Annotated in this window: 31 protein-coding genes; 2 read left to right on the top strand and 29 right to left on the bottom strand. The window is 40.2% G+C overall.

All coding sequences use genetic code 11. The features are described 5' to 3' along the window. Nucleotides 1-24: 24 nt before the first annotated feature. From ACSQ7D_RS00305 to ACSQ7D_RS00280, 6 genes are all read right to left on the bottom strand, one after another. The gene (locus tag ACSQ7D_RS00305) at nt 25-333 is read right to left on the bottom strand and encodes a DUF4834 family protein (protein WP_323977604.1); all 309 of its coding nucleotides are present in this window, start codon (nt 331-333) and stop codon (nt 25-27) included. A gap of 484 nt (nt 334-817) precedes the next feature. After that, complete coding sequence (locus ACSQ7D_RS00300; protein WP_437134958.1) at nt 818-2,761, bottom strand: TonB-dependent receptor plug domain-containing protein; 1,944 nt, start codon at nt 2,759-2,761, stop codon at nt 818-820. A 70-nt stretch (nt 2,762-2,831) separates the two neighbouring features. Beyond that, nucleotides 2,832-3,461 (bottom strand): HmuY family protein, encoded by a 630-nt coding sequence (locus ACSQ7D_RS00295; protein WP_437134957.1) that lies wholly within the window; start codon nt 3,459-3,461, stop codon nt 2,832-2,834. 8 nt (nt 3,462-3,469) lie between these two features. Then, on the bottom strand, nt 3,470-4,669 hold the full coding sequence (locus ACSQ7D_RS00290; RefSeq protein WP_437134956.1) for an HmuY family protein: 1,200 nt from the start codon (nt 4,667-4,669) through the stop codon (nt 3,470-3,472). A 122-nt stretch (nt 4,670-4,791) separates the two neighbouring features. Continuing rightward, a complete protein-coding gene (locus ACSQ7D_RS00285; protein WP_437134955.1) occupies nt 4,792-5,379 on the bottom strand; it encodes a 5-formyltetrahydrofolate cyclo-ligase in 588 nt (195 codons plus the stop codon). A gap of 1 nt (nt 5,380) precedes the next feature. After that, nucleotides 5,381-6,241, bottom strand: a complete 861-nt coding sequence (locus ACSQ7D_RS00280; protein ID WP_264860472.1) for a GH25 family lysozyme — start codon at nt 6,239-6,241, stop codon at nt 5,381-5,383. A gap of 282 nt (nt 6,242-6,523) precedes the next feature. Between ACSQ7D_RS00280 and ACSQ7D_RS00275 the strand changes: the two genes are divergently transcribed. Continuing rightward, complete coding sequence (locus tag ACSQ7D_RS00275; protein WP_264852512.1) at nt 6,524-6,697, top strand: hypothetical protein; 174 nt, start codon at nt 6,524-6,526, stop codon at nt 6,695-6,697. Nucleotides 6,698-6,781: 84 nt separating this feature from the next. Here ACSQ7D_RS00275 and ACSQ7D_RS00270 read toward each other — a convergent pair whose 3' ends face one another. From ACSQ7D_RS00270 to ACSQ7D_RS00190, 17 genes are all read right to left on the bottom strand, one after another. Beyond that, on the bottom strand, nt 6,782-7,363 hold the full coding sequence (locus tag ACSQ7D_RS00270; protein WP_264854558.1) for a hypothetical protein: 582 nt from the start codon (nt 7,361-7,363) through the stop codon (nt 6,782-6,784). Beyond that, nucleotides 7,347-8,447 (bottom strand): methylmalonyl-CoA mutase family protein, encoded by a 1,101-nt coding sequence (locus ACSQ7D_RS00265; RefSeq protein ID WP_264860475.1) that lies wholly within the window; start codon nt 8,445-8,447, stop codon nt 7,347-7,349. Before ACSQ7D_RS00265 ends, ACSQ7D_RS00270 begins: the two co-directional genes overlap by 17 nt. 152 nt (nt 8,448-8,599) lie before the next feature. Beyond that, a complete protein-coding gene (locus ACSQ7D_RS00260) occupies nt 8,600-9,874 on the bottom strand; it encodes an NAD(P)/FAD-dependent oxidoreductase (RefSeq protein WP_178976580.1) in 1,275 nt (424 codons plus the stop codon). Nucleotides 9,875-9,933: 59 nt separating this feature from the next. Continuing rightward, nucleotides 9,934-12,348, bottom strand: a complete 2,415-nt coding sequence (locus tag ACSQ7D_RS00255; protein ID WP_437134954.1) for an efflux RND transporter permease subunit — start codon at nt 12,346-12,348, stop codon at nt 9,934-9,936. Between the two features lie 195 nt (nt 12,349-12,543). After that, a complete protein-coding gene (locus ACSQ7D_RS00250) occupies nt 12,544-13,341 on the bottom strand; it encodes a DNA adenine methylase (RefSeq protein ID WP_437134953.1) in 798 nt (265 codons plus the stop codon). 7 nt (nt 13,342-13,348) lie between these two features. Then, nucleotides 13,349-14,170 (bottom strand): DNA adenine methylase, encoded by an 822-nt coding sequence (locus ACSQ7D_RS00245; protein WP_437134952.1) that lies wholly within the window; start codon nt 14,168-14,170, stop codon nt 13,349-13,351. Nucleotides 14,171-14,399: 229 nt separating this feature from the next. Next, entirely contained in the window at nt 14,400-14,930 is a 531-nt protein-coding gene (locus ACSQ7D_RS00240) for a hypothetical protein (RefSeq protein ID WP_437134951.1), read from the bottom strand. Further along, nucleotides 14,927-15,361 carry an N-acetylmuramoyl-L-alanine amidase gene (locus tag ACSQ7D_RS00235; protein ID WP_437134950.1) on the bottom strand — a complete coding sequence of 145 codons (435 nt, stop codon included), beginning with the start codon at nt 15,359-15,361 and terminating at the stop codon, nt 14,927-14,929. Before ACSQ7D_RS00235 ends, ACSQ7D_RS00240 begins: the two co-directional genes overlap by 4 nt. Nucleotides 15,362-15,375: 14 nt before the next feature. Further along, entirely contained in the window at nt 15,376-16,383 is a 1,008-nt protein-coding gene (locus ACSQ7D_RS00230) for a hypothetical protein (RefSeq protein ID WP_437134949.1), read from the bottom strand. Between the two features lie 17 nt (nt 16,384-16,400). Continuing rightward, nucleotides 16,401-17,267 (bottom strand): hypothetical protein, encoded by an 867-nt coding sequence (locus tag ACSQ7D_RS00225; RefSeq protein ID WP_437134948.1) that lies wholly within the window; start codon nt 17,265-17,267, stop codon nt 16,401-16,403. Nucleotides 17,268-17,280: 13 nt separating this feature from the next. Continuing rightward, complete coding sequence (locus ACSQ7D_RS00220; protein WP_437134947.1) at nt 17,281-17,742, bottom strand: hypothetical protein; 462 nt, start codon at nt 17,740-17,742, stop codon at nt 17,281-17,283. Beyond that, a complete protein-coding gene (locus tag ACSQ7D_RS00215; RefSeq protein ID WP_437134946.1) occupies nt 17,735-18,586 on the bottom strand; it encodes a nucleotidyltransferase in 852 nt (283 codons plus the stop codon). The genes ACSQ7D_RS00220 and ACSQ7D_RS00215 overlap by 8 nt, the downstream gene beginning before the upstream one ends. A gap of 3 nt (nt 18,587-18,589) precedes the next feature. Next, nucleotides 18,590-18,913 carry a hypothetical protein gene (locus ACSQ7D_RS00210; protein WP_437134945.1) on the bottom strand — a complete coding sequence of 108 codons (324 nt, stop codon included), beginning with the start codon at nt 18,911-18,913 and terminating at the stop codon, nt 18,590-18,592. Continuing rightward, nucleotides 18,891-19,433 carry a phage holin family protein gene (locus tag ACSQ7D_RS00205; RefSeq protein ID WP_437134944.1) on the bottom strand — a complete coding sequence of 181 codons (543 nt, stop codon included), beginning with the start codon at nt 19,431-19,433 and terminating at the stop codon, nt 18,891-18,893. The genes ACSQ7D_RS00210 and ACSQ7D_RS00205 overlap by 23 nt, the downstream gene beginning before the upstream one ends. A gap of 12 nt (nt 19,434-19,445) precedes the next feature. After that, on the bottom strand, nt 19,446-19,667 hold the full coding sequence (locus ACSQ7D_RS00200) for a hypothetical protein (protein ID WP_437134943.1): 222 nt from the start codon (nt 19,665-19,667) through the stop codon (nt 19,446-19,448). A gap of 36 nt (nt 19,668-19,703) precedes the next feature. Then, nucleotides 19,704-19,997, bottom strand: a complete 294-nt coding sequence (locus ACSQ7D_RS00195) for an oxidase (RefSeq protein ID WP_437134942.1) — start codon at nt 19,995-19,997, stop codon at nt 19,704-19,706. 21 nt (nt 19,998-20,018) lie between these two features. Continuing rightward, nucleotides 20,019-21,839, bottom strand: coding sequence for a tape measure protein (locus ACSQ7D_RS00190; RefSeq protein ID WP_437134941.1), 1,821 nt, complete (start codon nt 21,837-21,839; stop codon nt 20,019-20,021). 85 nt (nt 21,840-21,924) lie between these two features. Here ACSQ7D_RS00190 and ACSQ7D_RS00185 point away from each other — a divergent pair, with 85 nt between their 5' ends. Continuing rightward, the gene (locus ACSQ7D_RS00185) at nt 21,925-22,242 is read left to right on the top strand and encodes a preprotein translocase subunit SecG (RefSeq protein ID WP_437134940.1); all 318 of its coding nucleotides are present in this window, start codon (nt 21,925-21,927) and stop codon (nt 22,240-22,242) included. 135 nt (nt 22,243-22,377) lie between these two features. On the opposite strand, the gene ACSQ7D_RS00180 is transcribed toward ACSQ7D_RS00185, so the two are convergent. The 6 genes from ACSQ7D_RS00180 to ACSQ7D_RS00155 all read right to left on the bottom strand — a co-directional run bounded on the left by ACSQ7D_RS00180 (nt 22,378) and on the right by ACSQ7D_RS00155 (nt 26,702). Continuing rightward, nucleotides 22,378-22,668: a hypothetical protein gene (locus ACSQ7D_RS00180; protein ID WP_437134939.1), complete on the bottom strand. Its 291-nt coding sequence runs from the start codon at nt 22,666-22,668 to the stop codon at nt 22,378-22,380. Between the two features lie 87 nt (nt 22,669-22,755). Then, nucleotides 22,756-23,172, bottom strand: coding sequence for a hypothetical protein (locus tag ACSQ7D_RS00175; protein WP_437134938.1), 417 nt, complete (start codon nt 23,170-23,172; stop codon nt 22,756-22,758). 4 nt (nt 23,173-23,176) lie between these two features. Beyond that, a complete protein-coding gene (locus ACSQ7D_RS00170; RefSeq protein WP_437134937.1) occupies nt 23,177-24,340 on the bottom strand; it encodes a DUF2586 family protein in 1,164 nt (387 codons plus the stop codon). Further along, the gene (locus ACSQ7D_RS00165) at nt 24,340-24,654 is read right to left on the bottom strand and encodes a hypothetical protein (protein WP_437134936.1); all 315 of its coding nucleotides are present in this window, start codon (nt 24,652-24,654) and stop codon (nt 24,340-24,342) included. Before ACSQ7D_RS00165 ends, ACSQ7D_RS00170 begins: the two co-directional genes overlap by 1 nt. A 20-nt stretch (nt 24,655-24,674) precedes the next feature. Next, the gene (locus ACSQ7D_RS00160) at nt 24,675-25,688 is read right to left on the bottom strand and encodes a hypothetical protein (protein WP_437134935.1); all 1,014 of its coding nucleotides are present in this window, start codon (nt 25,686-25,688) and stop codon (nt 24,675-24,677) included. A gap of 33 nt (nt 25,689-25,721) precedes the next feature. Further along, on the bottom strand, nt 25,722-26,702 hold the full coding sequence (locus tag ACSQ7D_RS00155) for an HK97 family phage prohead protease (RefSeq protein ID WP_437134934.1): 981 nt from the start codon (nt 26,700-26,702) through the stop codon (nt 25,722-25,724). Between the last annotated feature and the right edge of the window lie 62 nt (nt 26,703-26,764).

Genomic DNA, 26,764 nt, shown 5'->3' with positions numbered 1-26,764 from the left:
TTTACCTTTTATCTCTTACTTAAATCAAACTTCCTCGTAATCTATATACTCACCCACTTGCTTGGTAGCTTCAGGGTTTTTAGAATGAGAATTCTTATTTATAATAGTTTGTTTGCCTTCCTTCTCTTCTGAGCGATTTTGCCCATAAGCATTTTGTTGGTACTGATTTTGGGTACGCTCGAATTCTTTTTGCATTCTTTCACTTACCTTGTTTATGAAAAAACGCATCATATAAGGAGCCAATATTCTCAGGAGGATTCTCAGTCCCCAAAACACTAATATGATAATAAGGATAGTCTGTATAAATGCTGAAAAAGAAGCTTCTGACATCATTTTATTTTTAGTTTTGGTGCAAAGGTATAAAATAATTATGAACTAACAAATTTGTAAAAATTACAAATCTCCTCCACTTTTACCTTATTTTTGCCTTTACCTTTGCATCGCTACGCCCCCTCTTTTTAGGAGAGTTTCTCAATAACTGCCGAGTAAATGCGTGTTAAGAGGATTTTATCTTTCTCTTACTTTCGCCTCGTAACCCTGTTTTTAACATTTTTGGCATTGTTGTATTATAGTATAAATCAACTACTTATATACCCTTTCTATACCAATCGTCCAAGATTCGTATAAGCTTCCTATAAGCTTCCTATAAGCTAACCATACCCACTTTACCTCTTATCTTATACTCTTCACCTAATTTTCTCCTTCCGAATTCTTCTGATATATTTCGAAAAAAAGATGGAGTTATTTTGAGTGAAAAAACAGAGGAGAATGAAAATTTATACAAATTCTTACCTCTAACCCAACTTATTTTTGAAAATCAATAGGTCCACTTCAATCCTATCAGATAAGTTCTCCCCGGAGAAATGCTGGAGTAGAAACTCGTAGTTTTAGTTACATAATCGAAAAGATTGTCAATACCTGCTGTGAAGGTGAGGTGGTAGGGAAGTTTAGAGAATAGTTGCAAATGCCATATACTATAAGGTTCATAATAGGTATAGAGCTCATTGTTGTTACTATCGGTATCGTGAATGCGGGTAGCACTTACGTATTTGCCACTCAACACAACGTTAGGAATATAGAGGGCATCACGCTTAGGAATATATTCAGCTTTTACAGTGAAAGTATGCGGGCGGTTTTCACCTGTACTATTGCTAATGTAGTAGTACGCATACGAACCTTTAAAGCGAAAAGCTTTTGTAGGGTGATAAGTCGCCGATATCTCAGAGCTTACAATCTCAGTATTGCCATTAAAATTTACATAACGAATAGTATCGCTGGCAGCCGTCCAGCGGAAGGCTATTTTATCTCTTACCGAAGAGAGTTGCGTCATTGCGGTAATATTCACCTTCTTGCTGTCGAAATCTACTGAAAGGTTAAGGTTATTACTGGTTTCAGGTTTAAGGTCTTTGTTACCCATTATTTGGAAGCCACCCCCCCAAGGGTGAAACCAATTAGTGTAGAGTTCTTTCAAGGTAGGCGACCGGAAACCTGTGGAAAAACCTCCTCTAAAAGTAAACTGCTCTACCTTAAACATCCCTGACAAACGATAGGTAAAGTGTTCTTTAAAAAGTGAATGATAATCTATACGTGCCCCAGTTACCAAGGTGAAAGCAGGTGAGGGTGCCCATTCTTGTTGGGTGAAAGCAGTGTAGTTTTGTGCGTTTTCTTTGGCTTCAGTACCTGTATTATCAAAACGGAAACTGAGCAGTTCATCTGAAAATATTTCTGCTCCTGCTACTAACGAATGTTTTTCCCATAGCGATTGGTTGTATTGCATTCCTGCACGCCATATGGTGTTTTCATAGTTCTTTTCTTTTTCTTTTAATAACGGGAAGTAGTTAAACTTGTCGTAACGGTCAAAAGCTCCCGATAGGCTTATTTTTTTGCTCTCAGTGAGTGCAATGTTAGATTTAGCCGATAAAGTGTAGTTATAGTATCTATCACGTAGTTTCCTTGAAGATTCTGTCCCTTGATTGCGTTCGCTGAAGTAGTAGTTAGGTGTAAGGGCAAGGTCTATTTTAGGTGATAAGTTGAAAGTAAGTTTAGGGGTAACTCCATAAGTAGTAAACCCCGCAATATTGAGTTCTCCTTTTTCAGAGGTAACAGCTGTACCATTCTTATGAACAGTTAATGGTTCGCTGTCTTCCAAAACATAAGGTTCGCGGAAATTGTAAAAAGATGTCAGGCGGATACTACCCCATTTTTGCTTGCTCCCCAAGCCTACATTCGCTTTATGACTTTTGATGCTCTCGTACTGATAACTCGCGCTACCTTCAAAAGGTTTCTTAGCATTTTTGGTAATAATATTAATCACCCCTCCTAGCGCATTCGAGCCATAAAGAGAGGAAGAAGCCCCTTTGATGATTTCAATACGCTCAATATTATCCAAGTCAATGCGATTATAGTCAATATTGTCAAAAGTTTCTCCTGCCATACGCTCGCCGTCCATTAAAAAGAGCACATATTTACCTCCAAATCCCATCATATTAATATTGGGCATACCTCCATCGTAAGTAAAGTTGATACCTGCAAATTCCGTTTCTAAAAACGATTGAAAGTCGGTAGCTTGCGATTTGCGAATATCTTCAGCGGTAACTACTTGTACGGTGATAGGTACGTTTTTTAAGTTCTTTTGAGCGCGTGTAGCCGTTACAATTATTTCATTGAGTTTTATAGGTTCATCTTCCTTCTTGTCGTTTTGAGCAAGAGTAGATAGCGAGTAGAATAATGAAATAAAAGCAGTGATAAAAATCTTTCGCATATTGATAATTTAATTTAGACGAAAGAGGCTGCCTATATCAAGACAGCCTCAGTGTGATTATTGTTTAGGCTTAAAACTTACCATCCTTGCTAATTAGATAGCTAAGAGTAACGTAGTTAGGTTTAGCTCCATCGTTATAAAAATCGGTAACTTGAAATTTAACGTATTCTCCTTTTGCAGTTTTAATTATGTAAACATACTTTGTAGGAGCATACACACTTGGCCATTTTCCTATATTGTTGGGTGAAAGAGAAACATAACCTGTTTTTGTTTCAAAATCTCCAGATACAATTGGAGAAAAAGTACCTTTTTTTTCTGTTAGATTAGGATAAGATCCATAAGACATTGTACCTTTTACATCTTGTGTATAACCTTCAGTAGGAGCAGAAGTAACAGCGTCAAAGTCGTTAGAGTCAGTTTTTATAGCTCCTCCTTCTCCTTTACCTGATACACCACCATTAGTTTTGAGATAATGAGCAAAAAAAGCTATATCCCAATCTAAGCTATTTTCAGGATCTTGAATAGTTATGACTCCTTTTTTAAAAGAAAAGTATACCCAATTATCTTTGTTGAAAGTGTACAAGTTCTTCACTTGTGTTCCTTTTGAGATTTTTTTCTCTTCTTTGCTATCATTGTCCTTACTGCAAGAGGCAAAAATAAGGGCTATAGCTAAAACTGATACTAATAATCTAACTTTCATAATCTTTATTATTTGCTTTGAGTATCACTCAATTGATATTTAAGTTTAGGATAATTAGCTGCTTTTTTGCTGTTTACTTCCTTATAAAAATCAGTTACTTGCACTTTAGCGTATTTACCATCAGCTGTTTTGATAATGTATACCCATTCATTAGGAGCGTAAACATCTCCCCATTTGTTTATATTGCTAGGACTGATGTTTATAGTACCTGTTGTAGAACCAAAGCCTCCTGTAAGTACTGGTGAAACGTTTACTTTAGTAGAGCTGTTTCTACCAGTAAAAGTTACTTCTTTGTCTTTTTCAAAACCTACTACTACAGTTTCTTTTACAGCATCAAAATCTTTTGATTCTGTTTTAAGAGCTTCTCCTTTTCCTTTACCATTCACACCACCATTGAGCTTTACATAATAACCTTTGAAAGCTATATCCCAAGTAATATCAGTTTCTGGAGTGGTAACGCTTACTACAGCTCCTGTTGCCAATGAAAAGTATTGCCAATCGGCAGTAGCATCTAATTGTACTTCTCCAACTGCTTTGGTAAAAGTAAGGTTTACTTTTTCTACTGGAGCTTGTGAGGTAAGAGTATCATATTTAAAAGTAAGATAACCTAATTCACCCTTAGCGTTAGTATACTCAGTAATTTGCAATTTTACATACTTTCCTTTTACTGTTTTTACTACATATACATATTTGGTAAGTGTAATATGAGGAGTATTGCTTCCTGGTGTAGGAGGCATATAATTATAAAAACCTTTAGGGTCAGGGCTTTGTACTGTACCTGTAATGGCAGGATTAACTGAGATAGTTGTAGTAGTAGGAGTTGTTTGTCCTGGTTGTGGACGCCCATAAGAAGTTACTAATATGTCTTTCTCATATCCTATGCCAGGGTATTGAGTAACAGTAGCAAAATCTTTACTTCCTGTATTGGCTACTTCCACACCTCCAATACCTGAAGTGCCACCATTAGTTTTTACGTTATAACGATTGAAAGCGATATCCCAATTATCACTTGTGCGAGGATTGGTTACCTCTACTTGTTTCCCTTCTGAAAAAGAAAAATACACCCACTCTGTTTGTGAAGAAACATTTAATTCTTTAACTTCTTTAGCAGTAGAAGGTATAGGGGTCGGATTGTCGTCTTTACTACAAGAAGTAGTAAGCACCGTCATTCCTGCGATAAGCGCAGGAGCTAAAAATTTTAATCTCATAATATTGTTTGTATTTTGATTTGACGGCGCAAAGATACTACTTATTTAGAATTATACAAAACAATATGGTATTTTATTTTGAAAAGTTCAATATAAGCAAAGTTTTCCTCAATAAAAACTTATCAATATTCTCTTTTTGTGAGTGTGTAATTTGCAGAAGGAGTGATAGTATAATCTAAAAAAACATCAGTAGCATTTCTCAGAGCATAAAAGTTATTTTCAGGAGGGAAGTAGGAGAGTCCTATTTTGAGTGTTTCACCTCTGCATTCACTCAAAAAACGGTCGTAATAGCCACCGCCATAGCCTATCCGATTACCATATTTGTCATAGGCAAGAAGAGGAACGAATACTACATCTATGGTTTCGGGAGTTATAACAACACCTTGTTTAGGTTCGGGAATTCCCCAAGCGTTATTAATGAGCTGAGTATCTTTGGTGAGAAGAATAGAGGACAGCGTGCGAGTATTGCTATCCATTTTCGGGACTACTATTTGCTTATTCTTATCGCGCAGTATGTCCAATATATAATTTGTGTTTATTTCGGCTAATCGTTCTATGGGGAGGAATATATGGTAAGTGTGATACTCCCATAAAGAATTAGGAAAAAGAAGTAACCTTTCAGCTATTTGTTGGCTGAGGAGGTCTCGCTCCTCAGCTGATAGGGCATTGCGTTTTTGCTTATAGAGTGTCCTGAGTTCTTTTTTTGTCATACTACAATAAGAGTTTGTTCAGTTCGCTACTATCACCATTAAAAATATTAAAATCTATTTTGACTTTTGCTCCCGCAGTAATACCATTTTCAGTGAATTGCCATAACTGCCAAGAAAAAACAGAGGTGGGGACTGACACATTATTATAATTGGCTATCCATAATGGGTATTGCTTGAATGTGGGATACAAATAATCTTCGTAAAAACTGATGTAAGTATAGATAATAGGTTTGCGTTTGTAGTGTTTTTCAACAATATCTAACCACGTTTGTACATCTTTAATAAACTGTTCTTTGGATTTCTTTTTAGGCAATTGTTCTATATCTAAAATAGGTAAGAAATCTCCTTTTTCCAACCGAGCACTCTTTAGGTAGGAGTTTGCTTGTAGCTTAGGGTCTTCGTCTGGACGATAGTAATGGTAAGCTCCTCTGATAAGTTGGTGTTTTTTAGCTTCTGAAAAAAAGTGTGCAAAGTTCTTATCGGTTCCATCGTTCCCCATTGTTGCTCTAAAAATGGCAAATTGGATAGGGTATTTTGCAGTCTTATTTCGGATGTAGAGGCTATCCCATTCTATTTCTTCGCGTTCTTGATAGTGCGAAAGGTCGATGCCGAAGACTTTATCGTAGTAGAGGCTTACGATATGTTCAATACGATTGCTTTCGTAGGTAGAGTTTATTTTACTGGCTGTAATTTTGTTTAGTATTTTTTGGTAAATGGCAGGATAATAGGTTCTGATATAGAAAACGCTACCTACTCCCAACAACAAAATGCATAGGAGGCTTACAGTAAAAAAGTTCCCAAATAGAGATTTCTTTTTTGCAGATATACGAGACTTACTTCTTTGTAGCTTTTTCTTTTTCATTTTGCAAATATACATTAAAAATCTGAATTACGTATAAATCTTTAAAATATTAATTAGCGAATTAGCCGATTAGCGGATGTGAAAATTAGCAAATGATTTAGAGAGATTAAAATAGTTATTTGATTGGTCGGACTTGTAGGAATCGTAGGAAGGACTCAGAGAAACTCGAATAGACTCGTAGTTTCTGAAGGGGAACAAAAGACATCATAAGCAGACTGAGGGTAATTTTGAAGAGAAAAGGCTTTGAGGAGGGAGAAAGTTTTGTTTAATGATTAATGATTAATGGTTAATTTGGGAGAAGCTTATAGAAAGCTTATAGGAAAGACAAACAAAAGACGGTGCGAGCCGCACGGGCAGATAGAGAAAGGACGAACAAAAGACGAACAAAAGACGAACGATGAACGAACAAAAGACGAACAAAAGACGAACAAAGGACGAAGGAAAGACGAACGATGAACGAAGAAAAAGTGCTCTCAAAGTGAAGGTAAAGTGGAGCTAATGAAATGCTGTTTTGAGCGTTTTGCCTAATAAAAGTGAGGTTTAGGGGAAGAATGGGTCGATAGTTTTGGTAACTAAACTATTTTCTATTAGGAATTGGTTTTCAGGTGAAGCCAACTCTTTGTTTTTAATATCACATATCAAATCGTCGGATTGAGCGATGAGGGCGTATAGATAATCGGTGATAGAATGGACTAAGCAGGTGATAGGCAGTTGGGCAAGAGCGCGCAAGCTACGGAGCATTGCAATGATTTCAAAACCATTGTGAGCACTATCCACTAAAATACGCAGTTTGTCGTTAGGAGTAAGAATGTGGATGAAAGTTTCCTTAATGGTGTTTTCTAAAAGAAGAGATGCAGGTATATAGAGGTATTGAGCTTCTTTTAGCGATAAGGCTTGAGGCAAAGTATCAATAGCAGTTATCACCAATGATTTGCAAGATGCTTTGCTTTGTGTAAAATTCTCGATGTTCTGATAAAGTATTTCAGTGGGTTCGTTAGGCGAAATGCTTTCTTCTTCCGTAGCCACGATGCGCAAAGAGGGCATTCCTTCTAAATACCCCATTGCGCGATATCCGCGTTCATAAGGCGGCAAACCAGCCATAGTTTCATTGTTTTTGCTCATACATTTCTTGTTTTATTCTTTTTTCAAAGGGTTCCCAGAGGCGTTTGGGTGTTAATGAGTCAGCGGTGTGATTTTTGGTAAAAGGATAGAAATCCCATTCTTTACGTGGATAAACTTCAACGGTACTATTTTCAGGAAAGAAAGTAGTACACTGTGTATTAAAAAACTGTTGTTCTTGCGATGCCTTAGCCTTTATTTGTTTTTGCAGGCTGTGGCTTTTTAGCATACTTGATAATCCTCCTTGTTTATGAACTTGCTGGTATAACACAAGAGCTTTCTTGTACATTTCGTAGCTGATAGCCTCAATTGCATACATTCCGTTGAGCCGTGTTGCGTTGCGGGTAGCAGTGAGTTGCTGAATGGTAGCTACATTTGCTTTTTCGGTATTTACGCTGTTCTTCTTAAAGAAAAGGGAATTTTTAGGCAATAAATAATCAGCACCTCCTAATACAGCAGCCTCGTAAGCTAACTGTACATAGTTTTGGTTATGCGACGATTTCAGAAGAGATAAGCCTCTATGAGATACTTCGGCTATCAAATGGAAGGGTAGGGTAGGGTAGAGCTCGCTAAATAAGCGACGAAAAGCACGCAGTTTGGCAATTTCTAACAGAAAGCTACCTCCCACCGCTATTTTCACAAAAGCAGTGGTTACTTTTGAAGTAGTCAGTATTTCCTGCATTTGGGCTACTCCGAAAGCGATTTGTTGCACCATTGAAGCTCCTGTGTTTTGGTAGGTTGAGGTATCTACAGTGAGGGCATTGGTGAACAAGTAGTGTAAATCAGTAGGTAACCATTGTTGTACTTCGTCTTGAATAAGCTCAGTGTGCAGGTTGAGCAAAAAAAAGTGAACTGATTGGCTTTGCCAAAAAGCAATGCGTTTGAGGGTCTGTTCTTTATCGGATACAAAAAGAGGAACAGCTACTTGTGTTTGGATATCAACTGCATAAGGGCTTTTTACGTTCTCGGAAGTGTAAAAAGGTAAGATAGGAACGTCCTCTGCTGAAGTGTATATAAGCGACTCGTAGTCCCTTCCTTTCAGCAGGTATTGCAGTTGTTGCTTCCATTGTTTAGCAGTGTTCTCCATTCTTCGCTTTTTAGTGAAAGAAGTCTCCGTTACGGGGGAGGAATTGAATAAAAATTCTTTAAAAATTAAAACAAAATTATGTTTTTGTAATTACGTAGGTTTAACTTTGCCAATGTTTCAAACATTGGCAAAGTATATAGGGTAACCAGATTTTATCCTTTAGCTTTTTCGGTAGGGCGTAATACCATACGATACGACTGGTCTTTGCTGATATAATAACCTATCCAGTTGTACAAAGCTTTTAGTTTGTTGCGGAAGTTTACCAGCGACATTATGTGTATAAATGCCCAAATAGCCCACGCTACGAAGCCTTTGAGGAAAATGTGTTTAGGCAAATCGGCGACGGCTTGGTTACGACCAATGATTGCCATAGAACCTTTATCGACATAACTGAAAGGAGTAGGGTTTACAAAATCTTTATTGAAGTTTTTTCCTAAGTTATTGGCTTGTTGTATGGCTACTTGTGCGAGCTGAGGGTGCCCTTGAGGGAAGTGAGGGTCGGCAGTCATAATAGACGAATCGCCGATTGCATAGATGTTCTCGAAGCCTTCCATTTTGTTATAAGCATCGGTTTTCATACGTCGTCCACGACCCAAGTATTGCTTGTCGTCAATACCTTTAAAGGTTTTAGCCGAAATCCCCGCTGCCCATATTAGGTTACGAGCATCAAGTATGGTACCGTCCGAAAGGTATACTTCGTCATTCAGAAAATCGGTTACCTGTACTCCTAATTTGAGTTTTACACCTTTTTTAAGCAAGATTTTTTCGGTATATGCTTGGGCTTTTTTACTCATAGGAGCAAGTACGGTGTTTTGTCCGTCGATGAGATAAATATCACCTAAATCATCATAAGTAAGCTCAGGGTAATCCTTGCGCATAATGTTCTGTTTCATTTCAGCAAAGATACCTGATAGCTCTACCCCAGTAGGACCTGCTCCTGCAATAGCAAAAGAGAGTAACTTACGGCGCAATTCTTTATCCTCAGTACGGGTAGCGCGCTCCAAACGGGTGTATACTAAGTTGCGAAGCATAAGGGCGTCGCCTACGGTTTTCATAGGCATTGCTTTTTCTTCTACATCTTTGTTACCAAAGAAGTTTGATTCAGCTCCCGTAGCCATTACCAATACGTCATAATGCAGTTCACCATTGCTTAAGATGAGTTTGTTTTCCGATGGAACGACTTCTCGCAAGGTAGCCATTCTGAAACGTGCATTTTTATACTTGCGAAATAGACGGCGGAATGGGTAGGAGATAGATGAAGGCTCCATAAAGCCCGCAGCCAACTGATATAGCAGAGGTGGAAAGAAATTGTAGTTATTCATATCCACCAAGGTAATTTTATATTTACCAGAGCGGTTCAACACTTTTACTAGCTCTAAGCCAGCAAAGCCACCGCCCACAATTACGATATGTTTTTTGTTTTCCATAATGATTATTTTAATTAGCCAATTAACAAATTTGTCAATCAGCTGATAACAATGTGTAATTATAATGTTTTATTTTCTTTTTCAGTGTTTTCTTCTTCCTCGTCCTTAGGGAATATCTCAATCTTAGGTTCTTTGATAGTTTCTTTGTTGGACAGACTGCGTTCTAAGAAAAGCAACAGACTAGGCAAGAGTAGTAAGTTCGTCATCATTGCAAAAAGCAAAGTAGCTGATATGAGTCCGCCGAGTGCTTTGGTACCTCCGAAGCTGGAGAGCAAGAATACCGAGAAACCACAGAGTAGTACGATAGAAGTATAGAACATACTTACTCCTGTTTCGCGTAAAGCTGCATATACTGATTTGCTTATCTTCCAATTACGCGCTACTAACTCTAAGCGATATTTAGCCAAGAAGTGAATGGTATCGTCTACCGAAATACCAAAGGCAATACTAAACACAAGGATAGTAGAAGGCTTGAGCGGAATGCCAAAATAGCCCATCAGTCCTGCGGTGATGAGTAGCGGTAAGAGGTTAGGAATGAGTGAGACAACTATCATCTTGAACGAACGGAACATATACGCCATAATGAGCGCAATGAGCAAAATAGCTAAGGCTAATGACCAAATGAGGTTGGTAGCTAAATAATTAGTACCTTTGGTAAACAAATAGGCTTTACCGGTAATCTTCACTTCATACCTATTACTTGGGAAAAGCTTTTGAGCTTTGGTGTAAATATTGTCCTCGATTTGTTGCATCTTCTCAGTACCAATATCCTTCATAAAAGTAGTGATGCGTGCCGTTTGCCCCAATGAATCTACATAAGCGGAGAGCATATTAGCATTACCTTTAGAGTTTTTGACGTATGAAAGGATAAAGTTTTGCTCTTGGGTAGTGGGCAGGCTATAATATTTAGGGTTGCCGTTGTAATAGGCTTGTTTGGCGTATTTTACCAAGTTTACCAACGAAAGCGGTTTGGATATTTCGGGAATTTCCTCGATATGAGTGCAGAGTTCGTCAATGCGTTTGAGATTCACTAACCGAGTAACACCGTTCTTCTGCTTTGTATTAATAGTGATTTCCAAAGGCATAATTCCGCCATAATTCTTCTCGAAGAAAGTGATATCGTCGAAAAAATCAGCTGACTTAGGCATATCTTCGATGAGACTACCCGAAATCTTTATTTTGTAAATACCAATAATACTGAGGATAAGCAGAGCGATAGCCGTAGTGAATACTGCAATACGGTGATGCTTTACTGTATTCTCAATGAACTTGATAAGTCCACCTATCCAGTTGCGATGCAAATGCCTTAGGTGTTTTTCCTGAGGTATGTGCATATAACTGTAAATAATTGGGATTAGCAATAGAGAGATAAAGAAGATAGATACTACATTGATAGAAGCAATGACCCCAAACTGTTTGAGCAAAGAACTTTCGGTAAAGATAAAGGTAGCAAAACCAATAGCCGTAGTGAGGTTGGTGAGCAGGGTTACATTGCCTACATTGCGGATTACCCTAATAAGCGACTTAGCTTGGTTGCCGTGCTTACTAATTTCTTGTTGGTATTTATTGATGAGGAATACGCAGTTCGGGATACCAATTACAATGACCAAAGGCGGAATAAGTCCTGTGAGAATGGTGATTTCGTAGCCGAAAAGCCCTAGAAAACCAAATACCCACATTACTGCAATCGATACCACGCCCATAGAGATAAACATCGCCCTAAATGAACGGAAAAAGAAAAAGAAGATGGCTGAAGTAGAGAGTAAGGCAGCCAAGATAAATAACCCTATCTCGTCCATTATATTTTGAGCGCTGAGGGTACGAATATAAGGCATACCCGAAGTGTGCACTTTGAGTCCAGTTTGCGCTTCGAACTTCTCGACTATGGGAATAAAATCGTTGAGGATAAAATCCTTGCGGGCTTGTGTATTGACAATCTTTTTGTTCATATACACGGCTGTTTGCAAGGTATTTGTTTTCTTGTTGTAGATGAGACCTTCGTAGAAAGGTAGTTTCTCGGAAAGTACTTTTTTGAGACTATCAGCTTCAGTTTGGTTTTTTACTTTTCCTTCGATAAACTTATGGGTAACAAAGCACTGCTGGGCAGTGTCTTTCACTAAGATAGGCAAATTGTCAATAGAGATAACAGCGTCTATCTGTTTGAACTTTTTTAGTTCGTTACTAAGGGCAATCCATTTGTTGAGTACCTCAGGTGTATAGATTTTTTTGTCGTCTAACGCCATTAATATCAAGTTACCTTCTTCGCCGAACTTATCGAGGAAGTGCTTGTACTCCATATTCACAGGGTGATCATCGGGGAGCATATTTGCTTCGGTAAAAGTAAAGCGCACGTTCTTCCACTGTGTAGCTAAGCCCCCAGTGATAGCAGCTATGAGTAGTAAAAAAGCAATTCGGTTGCGCAATATTAAGCCCGCAATGGTACCCCAGAAGCTGGCTTTTATCCATCTAAACATCTTGATATCTCTTTATTTTCTGAGGGCGCAAAAGTACAAAATAATATACAATTACAAAAATAAATATCAATGATTAATGTATAATCCGCAAAACGAAATGTACCAAAAATTAAAACGAAATGTACATTTTTTGAGCGGGGCAAAGGTAATAAAAAAAAACACGAATATGCTGTATGCGTATCCGTGTTTTTTTTGTTATATAGGGTAGTTAGCAGTTAATACTTCTATACGCTTCTTTCCTGAGCTATTGCTACTTCCTAAGTGCAAACGAACTTTTTTCTGGTACCAACCACATTGCTGTACGTACTTGCTTAGTTCGTCGTTGTGGTAAGAGCTTAGCAGGAATTTGCCTTTGATATTGCTTAAGGTGGCTAATAACTCGTTAAAATGCTCCTGCTCATAACCTCCGTAATGCCCTTGCTTGGCTCCTATGTATGGTGGATCTATGTAGTGAAAGGTGTCGGAGGTATCGTGGCGGGTGAGGATTTCACTGGCATCGTTGTTGTCGATTTGGACGCACCGCAGGCGCGCTGAGTAGATGTCGGTGAAGTGGGCGATTTTGTTGTTGAGGGCGGACACATTCTTGCTGTTGGAGGTGATACGGCAGTTGCTTACTTGGTTGGAAAAACCGCAATTGGTGGCATACCAAAATGCCCACGCTTGTTGTACTTCGGTAAAAGCAAAAGGGGCGTGGTAGATTACCAATGCAGCCTTGTAGGCTTCTCGACTGACTACTGACTGCTCTATAAGGGTTTTAAGCTCTGCAAAGCGGGTTTGCAGGACTTTATAGAACGTATATACATTAGCATTGAAGTCGTTGATAATTTCGGTTTTGACGGGCTGTTTTGCCCAAAAGACTGCACCTCCTCCGAAAAAGGCTTCGGTGTAGATGGTGTGTTCGGGGATAAGGGGCAGGATATGTGGCAACATTGTCTGCTTACCTCCATAGTAGGATATTGGCGTACGTTGCCAGATTTTTGATATAGGTTTCATTGTTTCTTTAGTATTTAAAAATCATTAAATCTTCATAGGTACTGGTGTAATTAACATTGGTGCTGACGCTCACCCGTGTGGTGTGGTTGAACGGACTGGGGAGGTCATATTCGTTGGCAAGGAAGTCGAAAAGGTCTAAAAGCTGTCCTTTATTGCTTCCGAAGTAGATGTAGCGAGGCATTGCATTAAGGCACTTCACGATATGCAGGTAGTCTTTTAGCTTCCAATTTTGAGCACCTCTATAGGAACTGATGTCGGTTGAAAGATAGGGTGGATCAAGGATAAATACGGTGTTGGGGTTGTGTTCAAATTCGATGATGAGATTGCGATAGTCGGTTTGACGGCGTTCTACTCCTGCAAGGTAACCATCGGCATTGTAGGGTGTTTGGGTAACTTTGGCATAGAAGCCGTCTTTGGCAAGTGCCTCAAAAGTGGTGGCGTACTTGCCACTGAAAAGGAGGTTAGCAGAGAGGGTAATATAATCTAAAGCTTTGGGTGGGTATTGGCGGAGGACTTCCAAAATAGTGGGTTTTACTTCATTGATGCGTGTCCCTTTGAGGTAATTTGCAACAATGGGACGCAATTGGGCGATGATTTCGTTAGTGGTAGGTATGAGTGCCAATCGGTGAGCGAAGTTGTCATAATCGTTCCATATTACGTTGGCATTGGGATAAGTGGTTTTGATGGTGTGTGAAAGAAGCCCTGATCCACCGAATAGGTCGATGTAAGTAGCGTTGGAGGGGAAGTGAGTAAGGGCTTCTTTAAAATGTTTGACAAATTTACGTTTTTGACCTTGAAAGGGTAATGGAGAAGTTTTATAAATCTTCATTGATTTTTTTAGTATTCAATTTTTAAATTAAAAAATTAGTTGTATTTTTGCAATCTCACCTCATAAAACATAAAAGCCCACTGGTACAGAAGACATATTGTCCTCCGTAGCCAGTGGGCGTGTTTTTAAATGAGGTGAGATTCTTTAAAAAGCGGAGGACATTTTTTTAGCAGTATCCTCCTACGACTGCCTACGGGTGCTACCCGTTTAAAAGCGTTTTAAAAGCTGTTTAAATCTTCCACCGAAATGGCTTGTATCTCCAATATACATAAGCTAAGACTACGAGCAATAACAACCAAAGGATATACCTTAATGGTGTACTTTGGGCGTGTTTTCGTATTTGCTCAGCTTGCTGTATTTCGTGCTTTCGAACTTCAGTTTGAGCACTTGCGTAGGATTGCTTATAAAGAGTAGTATCAGCCTGCTGTAAGCTCTTAGAATGGGCTCTGATAGCTTTAATCTTTACCTTGCCATTGCGTACCCTTATAGTCTCACTATTGCCGTCCCGAGTGCGGGTATAGGTGAGTTCTTTAGCATTGCCAAGGCTGTCTTTGTCGTTTTCGAGTTCAATCTCGAAAGACGTGGCGGACAGGTCAGACCATTCAGACTTGTGAGACTTCTGAACAAAGAGCAGGGAGCTATCCTTATTGGTGATAAAGTGCTCTTTCTGGACTTGCCTTTGTGTGTAGGTTTCTACTTTTTTGGTTCTGCACCCTACGAGGGCAAGGAACGCTAATAATAATAGGGCTAATTTTTTCATTTGCTAATGGTTTTATATTCGTCTTTGGCGTTGAAGCACGGGCAGGCTTTGGCTACACCAGGGAAGTCTCGGTGTCCTAAAATCTCAGCGTTGGGGTATAGAGCTTTAAGCTCTTTGAGGAGCTTTTTTAAGGATTCTTTCTGTGCCACTGTACGGGTGTCTTTGGGCTGTAGCGTGTTTTTGTCGATACCTCCAATATAACAGATGCCGATGCTGTCCTTGTTGTGGTTGGTTACGTGGGCAGGTATCTTATTGACGTCTCTGCCGAGTTCCACAGATCCGTCAAGGCGGACGATATAGTTGTAGCCAATTTCGTTAAAGCCTCGTTGTTTATGCCAAAGGGCTATATCTTTGGCTGTGTGGTCTCTGCCCTCTGGTGTAGCGGAGCAGTGAACCACTAAGTAATGGATGTTGCGTATGCTTTTTTTCATTTTTTTTAGTGTTTTTATTCTCGGTTATAAACTGTGATATATACTTTGCCTCCATTACATACTCCTTCAGCACGAGAGCCTGCTTTACCAGTAATTTCGTGATTTCCCTCTATTACATTATCGCAGATAAAGGTAATTTTACCTACATCATCTCCTATCTTTACCACTGAAAATAAACTATTTTCTTCGTAATCAATACTAATTCTTTTATTATCACCTTTTGTATCGACAAGGTTACAACGACCTATTTTAACATTATAATCATTACATATTAAACCATAACTAACATACGTATTTTGGTGCTCTTCCCATAGAGGAAATGTCTCAAGCTTTCTCAATTGCAACCCATAGAGAAACCTATCTTTGTGATACTTAACTTTTATAGATAAATAAGAATCAGAATAAAGGGGGAGACCTGTTTTTAAATCTATCTCATTCTTAATAAGGTAGAAATATGTATTCATCCCATTAAAACGATCTGTTTCTTTCGATAATAGAGATGCAACAACTTCCTTTTCCGAATTTGAAGTATCTATTAAATTTATAAACATACCTTCTCCCAACGGATATCCTGTGTAACTTAATATATACTCACCTACTCTCATTGAATCAAATAATTGAAAAGTGAAAGAACCCCATTCTTCCATTCCAGTTTCTAAATTTGGAAAAAATTCTGTTTCGCCTGTGATAAGATTACCAGTAATAAACTTACCTAAAAATGGTGAAATACCTTCTAACTTCTCTTTCAGAGTTGTAGTAAAATCATTAGTAGATAGTCCTTTTCCGTCCTCTTTGTCTACTTTTTTGTCTAATAAAATTTTGTGAGCATTGCTGTCGTTTAAGTGATTGCTCAATTGTTCAGCTGAAGCTGTACCTTCTACGAGTTTATCCAAACCCTCTACGTTTGCCATTGGTATCTTCTCGCTCTTGTGCCAAAAACTATCTAACCACTCCCAAAACTGCTCTTGCGTTGGTTTTTTAAGATTAGAGAACCATTGCTTTAATGTTTCTATTGTTGTCATAATATCTTGTTTTCAAATTAAAATCCTACGTATTCGATAAACTGTACTACTCGGTAAGGTGGCATATTGTTGTGAGGCTGGTCGCCACCGGTATTGGATGTATAGGTTTCAGGCATTCTATTAAGATTGAGCATCCATCCTCCACTACCTTCATTTTCTTCGGCACCATCACCATGTACACCTACTACGAGGTTAGAGTACTTATATCTGTGATTATGTATAGGTAGTTCATATTCAATAAGTTTGTGCGAACGTTCGCCACCAGACTTTAACAAACTATTAAATTGGTAGTCTTGCGAGTCATCTTTTGTCTTTACATAATCGGGATCTAAGCCTATAGGCATTTTACCACGTAAATTAACATATTCACGCCAACCTGCAGGTATTTCGCTGGCAGGTCTGCCCCATAAAGCAATAAGTCCAATAGGCACGGCTTGCTTTTGTAGCTTAAGCCTTGCTACCTCCTCCTTTAAATCTTCCAATGTTTTTTTTTCAGCTTTTCTATCTTCTAATTCTTGTAGGTTAGTAACTCGTTGAAAGTCTGCCCAATTGAAAGTCTTCTCAGGTACTGACCTACCAAAAGCCACAGTTCTAATGGTTTCTAATGGGCGTAAAAAACCATCCTCAAAGGTTACCTCATTTGTTATTTCTTTGATAAATACGGTGCCACTCTTCGCTCCTCCTTCAAAGGGAAAAAGTTCTCCGTTAATGAAGACAGTGCCAGGGGTGATGGTGTTGCCTATCTCCTCGCAACCTGAGATAATTGCTTTATTGCCAGCAAGGTGTCCAAAATGGTTAAATAGGCTGTAGGCATTCTGCATAAAGGCGAGAAACCCAACATCAAAGGGGTAGCCTGCCTCGTGGGTTAGGTTTAATTTGTTCATATATCAATTCTTTTTATATATCAATTCTTACATTCCATCGTTTACCCGCAAGTTTGTAGAAGTTCACTAAAGCCTCTAATTTGTATCTATCATACTCTAAATCTTGGGGAAGTACTACCACGAAATCCACTCCACCATCAATATAACTGCCTCGTTGGTATAGGAATATTTTGCCTAAGTACAGTGGTTTGTTAGCACTGCGGGGGTAGATGTAGATGCGTGCATTCTGTTTGCCGTCCTCAATATGAATACGTCGCAGGAGGCTGTCAAACTCATCATCAAGAGCTTTACGAAGATAACATACTTGGCTGTTATGTGCCAAATTGTATAAGTCAGATTCGCGGGCTTGCTGAAAGTCGTACAGCAGTTTATGCAAGGGTATTGCTAACGCACGTAACCACGCTACAACTTTAGGCTTGCGTAGGAAGGTAGGTGTTAGCAGTACAAGCAGTTTGTCGATATTTAAATTATACATTGCTAACGTAGGTTATATCGTTAAAGTTATCAATGGTAAAGTAGCCTGCAGTGGGTATTTTGCTTATCTCTATTGTTTCAAAAGCCCCATACTCGCCACTACTGGTGATATTCTTACTTTGTGCCAATACCAAATGAGGTATCTTCACACCTTCGGCTTGTTGGAGCGCGTCAATAAGGTGCGCTAAAACCAATTCGCCGTTAAATGGCAAATGTTTTAAATAGTCTTTAATAGCCGTTTCTACGGGCTTGGTAGCGTGTGTGATACTCTGTCCGTTGCTATCTAAAACAAGAGGGTCATATACTATCTTCATTTGCAGATGCAGTATATCTGGCTCATAATTTACTACCGAGAGACGTACGCCGGCATCTTTAATTTCCTGCAAGTAGGCTTCGAAGGCTTGCTTTTGGCGTTCGGTGATAGGTTGCAACTGCTCGCCTTGTTCACCTGCTATTTTTATGATAAGTCTACCTTCGTTTTTGCTTTCCACCACCGCTGAGTATTTTATAATCTTACTGGCCTCTATCTGCTCCTTTGTGAACCATTGTTTATCATTATCATCGTATTTGTCGCTGTCGAGAGATAGCCCAAAACCATACTGAAAGGCAAGAGCTTTACTTCTATACCAGCGTGCAGTATGAGGTTTTAATTCCGTAAGGCGTTTATTAATATCTGTCCTATGTAGGTCAAATAGCTTCTCCAAGCTCCATATAGCTACCGAGATAATATATACCCACAGTCGCCATATAGCTACTTTGGAGGTGCTGTTGAGGCTTGCCAATGCGGGCTCTTGAGCCTTTTGAGCGTAGATGAATTGCTGAATATCTTGAATACTTCTTGCCATATGTTATTGTGGTAGAAAATTATACTCTTTTGTTACTATAAAATCTAAGTTAATAGCCCAAATGCTAATACCTTCAAGGCGTTCAAACACTTGTTCGTCTTCTTTGGTGAAAGCCGTTGCAGGCTGTAGGTTTTTAGCGGTGTAATAATTTAGTATATCTTTATTGCTAAAGGCTTCTGCAGGTAATACTAAGGTTTTACCCGCCACTACGTCATCAGTGATGTTAAGGGCGTTGGCTTCTGCCAACTCAAAGACGCTTTCAATGGTACCCGTGTGTTGCAGGGCGAGGTCTAATAGTGACTGATTATGTAGGGCTGTTACTGTCATCTTCTAACTCAAAAGTCTTATAGAATTTCTTATTAATTATCTTGAGCAGTACCTTTGCAAATCGAAATCCTAAACAATCTAAATTTTCTAATAAACTCACAACTAATTGCCATATAATAGCTATAAGTACTACCCAATAGAGCCAGTGAAAGGGGTCGAACTCAAAGCCTCCAAGGCTTGGAAACTCTACGTTAGCCGAGAAGGTATGTAAGATATAAATAGGCACTAAATACGTGGCTATCTTCAATAACATACGCCCAAACTTGCGACTTTCGTGCTTTTCTCCTCTCTTCCTTGAGGCTTGCACCCCCGTTATCCATTCAAAGATAAGTAACACCGCATAGGCAGTTAGGAATAAGTGATTGAAACCAAATAGGAAATGTATTGTAGCAAATAATAATGATAGTATAACATCCATTTTAATAAAAAGCATTGAGAAGGTGTGACCAAAAGCTGAGCGTAGGAAGTCGTGAGAGTCCCTAAAACCAAAGCCTTGTAAGATGTAATTTAGTTTTGTCATATTGTTAATTTGTTAGCTGATTATTCCTTTGCCTACGCCCGTAGTAGCCCCCGTATAGCTACCTGCTTGTAGGGCTATGCCCGCCTGTACTGTTACCTCTCCACTTTTTACAAAGGCTTCAATGAGGCTTGCAAGGCGTTCGGCGTACTCTTCCATACTTGCATCGGTTTTGCGTTGCATATCCTGCTGTAGGGCTATAATGCCCGCTTTTAATGTTTGTTTGTCTAATGCCATAGGTTAAATGCGTGTCGTGCTACGACTGCCATAGTGTTAATTGTTGTTATAAGCCCCATCTATAAACAGCTTGCCATTCTCTTGTAAGGCTACATCTCTTATCTGCATACCATCATACTCTAATTGTTTTTTTATCTCAATAAGCATTTCGGTATAGAGGTCATCGGCGAGCATTTGGGCAATGCCTACCCCTACTTCGGGGTGTTCTTTCCACTCGCCCTTCTCGGTAGTAAGGATAGCCTTTTGCTGTTGGTTATCGGAGTAACCCACTTCAAAATCGCCCTCAGATAAGCGCAAGTCGTTCCCGTCATCTATAAGTATATCTTTCATTGCTTGTATTTGCGTGTCGTGCTACGACTGTAATTGGTTCACACTATTTACTACTCTTAAAAGCTCTTCTTTGAGTTGCTCGCCAAAGTTATCTATACCCTCACGCATAGAGGACACATACACCTTAGTATCGGTACCCAGGTTGCCTATTTGTATATTGATATGCGTTTGTCGGCTACCCCCTGCCACGATGTTATCTTTAGCTTTAGCTCCTTCTCCTGTTGGCGTAGTAGCTTCCCCTGTAATAGGACTGGCACCTGTGCTCTGACTATTAGGGCTTTTCATACCGAGCTTACCCATTAAATCATCTTTTACACTCGAAATGCTTTTAAACTTTAACGAGTCCCACGCCTTGCCAAAGGCTTCCTTAGCTTTAGCCCCTGCTTCTCCTGCTTTTTTATAACCTTCTGCTACCGATTTGGCACGCTCTTGTATATCGTTTTGTATCTTGCTTATCATTGCTTGGTTCTCGGAACTATCGCCCAAGCCTACCGCCTCTTTGAACTTGTACCAAGCCAACTTACAGAGGTCTACTCCTACCATAAAAGCATTGATAGCGGTATTCCAATGTGCCTTAAAGCCAAGTATAAAAGCCTCCCATAAATATTTCATTCCCTGCACTGTGTTGTCCCACGCTTTACCCCAACCGCTTACGCCTACAATACAGTAGGTAATGATAGCAATAAGGGCAATAATACCTGCTATTATCCACGTAATAGGGTTAGCCAAAAAAGCGAGGTTTGTTTTAATCACTGCCCACGATAGCCTATTTTGCCAAGCCGTAGCAATAGCAGTATAGGTGTTGTGCAATATGAGGGCTGTAGTAAAGATACCTATAGCACCTGCTATAGTAAGAATTATAGGGTTGCCCTCTTGGAATTTTTGTATAAGCCAACCAATACCGTTACCAATGTTTGAAAAGATGATAGCCGTAAGTTCTACCAAAGGAGAAAGGATAGGGCTAATAGATTCATACACTTTTAAAGCAAGCTCGGTAATAGAGTCCATCATCTTGTTAAACTTACCGCTGAGGGTTTCTCCTGCTTTCTCGGCTCCTTGGTAGAAAAGCCCTTGCTTATCGGTTGCCCATTCAAAGGCTTGTGCCAGTTCCTGTGCCGAGATACCGCCTTTGCTCATTCGTTCTTTGAGCTTTGCCATACTCTCACCCGTACGCTCACTTATCACTTGTAAGGGGTTAAAACCTGCATTTATCATCTGTAGCAAGTCTTGCCCTTGTAATTTGCCTGCCGAAGTAGCTTGTGCAAAAGCAAGTGATAGGCTCTTCATCTTCTGAGCATCACCCATAGCGATGTCGCCTATATTTTTGAGCTTCCCAAAAGCAAACTCAGAGGAAAGCCCGAAGGACATCATCGTCTTTTGTGCCTCAATAAGTCCCGCTTTATCGTAAGGTGTTTTTACACCATAGTCTGAAAGCTGTGCGTATAAGGCTTTGGCTTTCTCTACATCGCCTTTGAGCAAAGTAGTGATATTGGTTTGTTGCAAGTCGGCTTCCATACCCTTTTTGATACTCCCCCCTATTACAGCTCCTGCCAAAATAAGTGGGTTAGTAGCTATTCCAGGTAAACTGTTTAGAGCTTCTGAAAACCACGTTTTAAGTTTACTTCCATTGAGAGTTTGTAGCCTGCTTACACTCTTTTCTAAGTGGTTAATTTCGCTGTTGTACTTACGGATAGCTGAAAGGCTTCCTATAGGCAACAAATCTCTTTCAGCTTTCAGCAAGGCTATTTTCTGTTGCAAAGTATGTACAGAGGTGCCCATCTGGATAAAGCCACGAGACACTTTTGCTTGTACTTTTTCTAATTCGGCAAATTTTTCCAACATTATATCGTTGTTTATACCGATTTTTTGTAACTTTGCACTGACAAAGTCTTTAAGCGTTAATGTATATTCTAAAATATTTGCCACAATGAAAGTATTATTATTTTTCTTAAATCTGCTTGCCCTTATAGGTTTACTGATATTTATTACTGTGGGCTTTTTCTATGCTGTTGCTCTTTTCTGTGTGCCTTTCTATGCTACCTATAGGGCTCTTACCGAGAAAGAACCTTATACTAAAAGAAAATACACCACAACAGCTATTGCCAGTACTATTACACTCTTTTTAATAGGACTACTTAGCTTAATGCTCTCAAAAGGAGCTCAGCAAGAAAGAGAACGCGCAAAAGAGCAGACTACTTACACTATTAGTATTACCCGCGAGAGCTATCAGCCTCTTTCTGTCTAAGCCATTCGAGTTCTTTCACTCTCATAGCCCACTCGGTATCGGAGAGCGCGTCGGGATTGACAATGTGCATATAGTAACGCAGTGAGGCGTTGGTAATACGAAGCCAATCCCGCTCCTCGTCAATCTCCGCACTGCTTAGAGCTTTTCCAGCGTTGCCTCTTTAATCTGTATAAGGTCGGGTAGCTTGCTACTGGCGGCGAGAAACAGCGCATCGTCTGTCTTTATCTCCTCATCACCTCCAAGCCAACAGTTAGTGAGTACCACCTCGTTGAACTTTAGTGGGTCTTTGGTTGCCAATGTTGAGGCATAGCTAAGGGTATGGCGGTCGGGGGTGCGCAAATACGCCTTTTTACCCTCCACGTTGAGTACAAAAATATCCTTGTACTGCTGTTTCCATTCTTGTATTTGTTCTTTAGTTACGTCCATTTTAAACTGCTTTTAAAAGTTATTTAAATTCTTATTAAACTGCCAGTGTGGCTCACACTGCCTGCGGGTGCTACCCGCCCCGTCGTGCTACGACTGACGTTTTACATCTGTAAAGAGAATAGGAAGCTCCACAATCATATTCTTATCACCCTGCTTCATTCCCTTTTTCACTTCGGTAAATTCCACATTCTTGAGAATGTCAGTAACAATTTGTCCGCCGTCAAGCGGTACATAAGCAATCACCAAATCAAAGCTAAGGTTTAGAATATCGTTATTAGGAGCATCGCGAGTCATCGCTTCAAGCTCGCTTTGCCAGATGCTTACTTTCCCCTCATAGCTACGGTTGCCTGCCACCACTCCGTGAGGCTTGCACCCGCGCCCATAAAGCAAGTCTTTTTCTCGCTTTTCAGTGTACTCTACCTCTGTAACCCCCACGAGTATACGCCCGCCAAAGGCTACAGAAATATCACACCACGCATATTGTTTGCTATTAAATGTTGCCATAATATTAATTTGTTGTTGTCGTAAAGCCGATATTTACCTCTATAAAATCAGCATAGCCCACAGGTAATAGCTTGATACCTATCACCACTTTGCCCGTTTGTAGCACGCGTTGTGCGGGGTCTATGTCAATCTTCACTGCCGAGAGTTCCCCTTGTGATACCATTTGGCTCTGCAGGGTACTCTCTAACTTAGTTTGCCAACCTTTGATAATCGCAGGGTGAATACTGCCGTCTTCAGAGAGCAATACCTCATCGCTAAGCTCTTCTACTAATACCCCATAACTCAACAGCATAGCCTTGTCCATTACAAGTCCGTTGCTCAAAGTCTTAAAGTCGTCAGTAGGCTTGGTAAGGGTATTATCTCCCGAAAAGTAGTAGCCCGAACGACCAACAAAAGTGCGAAAGAAAATATAACCTTTGTCGTCTAAGGCGTCCCACTGGTCGGCTTTGCTGTCAATGGTAGTACCGTCAGTAAAATAGGCAACCAAAGATAATACGCTACCGTCTTTCACGCGGTGAATTTTGCGCTGTACGGGTATAGAAGTGATTTTACCCAGAAATAGCCCGATAGAGGCTTCTTTTTCCTTATCATCGTTACCGAGAAAACAAGCTACTTTGTTGAGTTCATTCTCTGAGAAGTTCGTAAGGTCTGCCACTTTGCCGTTCCAGCTGTTGCCCGACACGACTACTCTAAACGGCATATACTTCTTTTCAAAATGCTCGGCAAGGGCTTGCCCTTTGGCAACTGCCGTTTGCACATCAGCGTCTAAGCCTGCGGTAATGGTTTCACTACCCGTTGCCTTTTTTACTACCCCAAGCACCCTAATAGCACCTTTGGCATCAGCAATAAGGGTAGGGGCAAAAGTGCCGTCTTTGTCCAGCATAGCCGTCATAGTAGTAGCGTCCGATACAAGCATTACCCACAGAGGTGTACCCGTAGGAGCTTGGTCGTAAAATGCTTTAATGTGCTTATAGGCAAAAGCATTTTCAGCTTCTGATATGCCCAAAGCCACCGCTTCTTTTAGCGAAAATACTTGGTACGACTTGCCTAACTCTACTTTTCCACTCACCGTTACTCCCGTTGCGATGAGCCCTGTAGTCTTTTGTATAGCCGTAGTTCTGCCTAAGCCGTCTTTGGCAATGTTAAATAATACTTTAGGTAATGCCATTATTTTTTAGGTTTAAAAGGTTTGTTTTTAGCCACTTCTGCAGGCTCTTCAGTTGCTTCAGTAGGTACTTCAGCCTCTAAGTTGTCGGACAACTCCGAGCTTTCTGAGGTCTCAGAAGCCTCCACATTCTCTAAGTTTTCCAAGCCTACCATTTCTTTCTCCTCACGGGTGAAAGTATCCACCTGCTTATCTTCTAAGGTTTCTGCGTGGTTTTGCGCGTCTTTCTTTTGTAAAAATAGAAAGCCATCGGAGGTAGCAAAGAGGTATTTCACCTCTTTGTTCTCCTCAAAATATTGTTCTGCTTTTTCTTTCATCTTCATTAGCTTTTAAAGTACTACAATATAGCCCCTAAGAATTTAGGCGTTTTGGCACGAATTACCCCTACCAAAGCGCGCTGTGCGAATGATAACGCGTCGGCTTGTAACCCCGCATCGCGTAGGGTAGCGTACATCTTCACATCGCCAAAGCAACGGAACACTTCATTAGTTACCCACATAAATGAAGCGCGTTTGTCTGTACTTGCTTTCACAGCACCAAAAGGTTTTTTCTCCTTGGTAGTGCCGTCGTAGAGTGGGTTCTGACTGTACTGGAATACTTTAATTCCATACATTTGTTTTTCATTCATAATGTCCTTATACAGGCGTTTGTCTTCTTTGCGAATGCGAGCAAAGTGCTCAGGAGTAAAGCAAATATTTACACCTTCCACTATGTCTTTTTCTTCCATAAACTGCTTAAGGTCTATGATAGCATCTATCACCGAGTCGTTGCTGGCAAGAGTAAGCACTTTATTCCATTCGTTGTCCTTTTGCGGAGCCCACGCCCAAGCCGCGCGTTTGCCTAAGTTCTTAGCCAATGATACGCGGTGGCGTTGTATCACACTGGAGCGTTTGTCGTAAGACAGCTCTACCTCCTGCAACTCGCGGTGTAAGGTTTGCTCTGTTGAGTAGGTTTTAAGCACTACTTCATTGGCTATATCGTCAATAGTAGCCACAGGCAATGCCGAACTGGAAGAGGCAAAATAGTCTTCGTGCACTCCAGGTTCTACTCCCGCTTCAGCAAGGTGTAACTTGTTATTCTCTACATATTGCGACAAGTCCACGCTCTGATAAACAAACGAGTCGTTAGGGATAGGGTTTTCTTTAATACCTGCTACCCATACTTCAGTTTGCAAGCCTTCCATAGCAATACCTCTGAACAAGTCAGGGGCTATGTACTGGGCTACAGTAGAAGTAGCCACAATAGCCGTAGCTACTACAGGTACAGAAGCACCCAAAGCGGGAGCTATAAAAAGGGAGGCAACAAATGCCAAAAACACATTAATACTTAATGCTTTTAATGATAATTTCATACTGATTTAAATTTGTTTTAAAGGGTTATTAAATTACTTTCCAGTGTAGCGTACCCCATTGGCGTACTCCTTAGCCAAGCGTGCGTACTCATCGGGTTCTTTGTCTCTGAGGAGACGGAGCTTTTCGGGGTTTTTCTTTTGCAAGTAGTCAAAAGTCTCTTCGGCACCACTTGTAGGCTTAGCTCCTGCTCCCAACACTACCTCACGCACTGTGTTGGTCTTTCCCTGTTGTGCGTTCTCGGCTTCTTTGTCAGCTACGAGCTTAGAGAGTACCGCTTTTTGTCCGTCAAAATCAGCTTCAAACTGTTTTAGCTGACTTTCTTTCAAGGCTTCGGGGATAAGCCCCAACGCAACAGCTTTATCTACCAAAGTAGTAGCTTCGGCGGTGTGGCTTTCTTTTATCGCCTTTTTCAAGGTTACCACTTCGGCTTCTGCTTTCTCTTTATCGGTTTTGAGGTTATGTAGGGTACTTAGTACTACCTCTTCTTTTACATTATCGCCCAAACCTAACGCAAGGGCTATCACTTTAATGTCCATATTATTTGATGTATTAGTTACTATTTTCTTGAGCTGAAACGGTTTGCCGTCTTTAGAGAGTTTCAGCGCATTGTCGTTACCGCCTATATCTACAATAGATATTTCCACCAGCTTACAAGCGGTAACCGTTTCATACACCTGCCCCTCCAATATATATTGAGGCTCGGTAGATACCGATTTTATCTCGGCAAACATCGAAGCCATACGTATATAGCCACGCTCCACCTTGCCCGCTATCTTCTTAGCAAACTCGTCTTGCTCGTCAAACTCCACCTCGGCAATAAGAGTAGTTCCCTCCTTGTAGAGTCTCGTGCAACGCCCGATAACTTCACTGCCTTTGTTGCTATAGCCGTCTCTTTGGTGCATAAAGAGCACAACGGGGTTGCGCATATATTGAGTGTAGTCAATGCCGTCAGTAAGCACACGATAGCCGTAAGAATTTACATTTTCGGTATTGATGATAAATTGGTGTTTCATTAGCGAAAGGGTATTAGTTTGAATCGTTTTCTGGTGCAAAATTCATAAGGTTTTAGCACGTA

This window comes from Capnocytophaga sp. G1920, from assembly GCF_051417515.1.
Note: the sequence above shows the minus strand (reverse complement) of the source record. Positions and strands in the feature narration are given on the sequence as shown.